Source organism: Sphingomonas sp., from assembly GCF_013812825.1.
Classification (GTDB): domain Bacteria; phylum Pseudomonadota; class Alphaproteobacteria; order Sphingomonadales; family Sphingomonadaceae; genus Sphingomicrobium.
Map to the genome: position 1 here is coordinate 1 of NZ_JACCSU010000088.1, position 2,155 is coordinate 2,155.

3 protein-coding genes are annotated in these 2,155 nt (G+C 69.2%); 1 reads left to right on the forward strand and 2 read right to left on the reverse strand.

What is annotated here, in order from left to right; genetic code table 11:
- Both H0T81_RS11730 and dapF read right to left on the reverse strand, forming a co-directional pair.
- A partial coding sequence (locus H0T81_RS11730) for a radical SAM protein (RefSeq protein ID WP_294013391.1) occupies positions 1–963 on the reverse strand: 963 nt, incomplete at its 3' end.
- Positions 960–1,760, reverse strand: coding sequence for a diaminopimelate epimerase (gene dapF, locus H0T81_RS11735; protein ID WP_294013393.1), 801 nt, complete (start codon positions 1,758–1,760; stop codon positions 960–962). The genes dapF and H0T81_RS11730, both read right to left, overlap by 4 nt.
- A 61-nt stretch (positions 1,761–1,821) precedes the next feature.
- On the opposite strand from dapF, the gene H0T81_RS11740 reads away from it, so the two are divergent.
- Positions 1,822–2,155: hypothetical protein (locus tag H0T81_RS11740; RefSeq protein ID WP_294013395.1), on the forward strand; the 334-nt coding region annotated here is incomplete at its 3' end.

Consider the following 2,155-nt stretch of genomic DNA (forward strand, 5'->3'; position numbering starts at 1 on the left):
CAGCCGCGCCGCGCGCGCCTTGACGGTTTCGCGGTCGACCTGCGGCATTCGCGCCGCCGGGGTGCCGGGCCGCGGCGAAAACGGAAAGACGTGTGCCGCGACGACGTCGCAATCGTCGAGCAAGCGCAGGCTGTTCAGCGCCATGTCCTCGGTTTCGGTCGGGAAGCCGGCGATCAGATCGGCGCCGATCGTCGCGTCGGGACGGGCGGCCTTGATCCGCTCGACGACACGGACCGAGTCGGCGCGCGAGTGGCGGCGCTTCATCCGCTTGAGGATCAGGTCGTCGCCGGCCTGCAGCGAGAGGTGAAAATGCGGCATCAGCCGCGGCTCGCCGGCGATCAGTGCGAAGAGTTCGTCGTCGATCTCGATGCTGTCGAGCGACGACAGCCGCAACCGCTGGAGCCGCGGCTCGGAATCGAGCAGCCGCCGGCACAGTTGACCAAGTCCGTCCCCTCGATTTCGCTCGGGACAGGCATAATCGGTGATGTCGACACCGGTGAGGACAATCTCTTTGGCGCCGCGGTCGATCTCGCGGGCGACGGCGTCGCGGATCGCCTCGAAGGGGAAGGAGCGGCTCGGCCCGCGCGCATGCCAGATGCTGCAGAACGTGCAGCGGTGGTCGCAGCCGGTCTGGATGCCGACGAAGCTGCGGACTCGGGTATGGGCTCCGGCGGGCACGGCCAGCGGCGCCGCGAAGTCGCGGATCCGCACCTCGTCCACTTCCGGCATAGCTCGAAATCGGTCCGGCTCGAGCTGCACCGCGCAGCCCGTGGCGAGGATCTTGGCGCCGGGGCGGTCTCGCCGCGCTCGGCGGATCGCCTGGCGAGTCTGCCGAACCGCCTCGGACGTCACCGCGCAGCTGTTGACGATCACCCACTGCTGATCAGCGGGCACCTGCCGCGCCATCGCCTCGCTCTCGGCGAAGTTCAGCCGGCAGCCGAGCGTGATCGTCTCGACGCTCACGCGAACTTCTCGAGGTCGATCTCGCCCTTGAACACATGGATCGCCGAGCCGCGCATCCGGATCGGCTCGCCGGGCTGCCAGGCGATGGTCAGCGACCCGCCCGGCATCGTCACCTCGACCGGCGACCCGGCGCGCTTCGAGGCGATCGCGGCGACTCCCGACGCGCATGCGCCGGTGCCGCAGGCGAGCGTCAGACCGGCGCCGCGTTCCCACGTTCGCAGCCGGATGCCGCCGCCGGCGACCTGCGCGACGTTGACGTTGATCCGATCGGGAAAGGCGGGGTCGTGCTCGATCAGCGGGCCGAGCCCGTCGAGCGGGACGCTTTGGGCGTCCTCGACGAAGAACACCAGGTGCGGGTTGCCGACGCTGAGCGCCATCGGCTTTTCGAGCTCGCCCCACGCCATCGGCAGCGCCGCCGTGTCCATCGCGTAGGCAAGCGGCACCTCGTCCCAGCCAAAGCGCGGCTCGGAGATTGTGACTTCGACTTCCTTCCCATCCGCGGCTCCGGCGACCATTCCGCCGCCGCTCTCGATGCTCTTCGCTCCGGTCAGCGCGACGACGCAGCGCGACGCGTTGCCGCAGCTTTCGACCTCGCCGCCGTCGTGGTTCCAGATCCGCATTCGAAGGTCAGCCTTGTCGGACCGCTCGAGCACGATCAGCTGGTCGCAGCCGATGCCGCCGTGGCGGTCGGCGAGCGCCCGCGCGAGCGGCTCCGACATCGCCAGCGGCTCGTCGCGAGCGTCGAAGATCGCGAAGTCGTTGCCCAGGCCGTGCATCTTGTGGAAGGTTCGGGTCATCGGTCGCGGGGGCACTTAGGCAGCGCCCGGAGCCAAGTCCACCAGCGAGAGTTCAGCCAGCATGCCCAAAGCCGCAACCGACGTCATGCAATCGATCATTTTCTCCGCCGTCGCGGATGCTTTCGACGCCCTCAAGGCCGCGTCGAAGGGTGTGCCCAACACGATGCTGCGCGATATCCAGTCGGTGCATCGCAATGCGACCTTCGCCGATCTGCCCAAGGAGCTACAGGATGCGATCAACGCCAGCGTCCGCGCGGCTTTCACCCAGCTGCTCAAGGAAGGCTATGCGGTGGCGCCGTCCCAGGGCCATGGCTCGCGCCCGCTGGACCGGGTTCCGGAGCGCGAGCGGCGAGACAGGCCAGCCGGCGGCGACGACCGCAGGGGCCCGCGAGGGC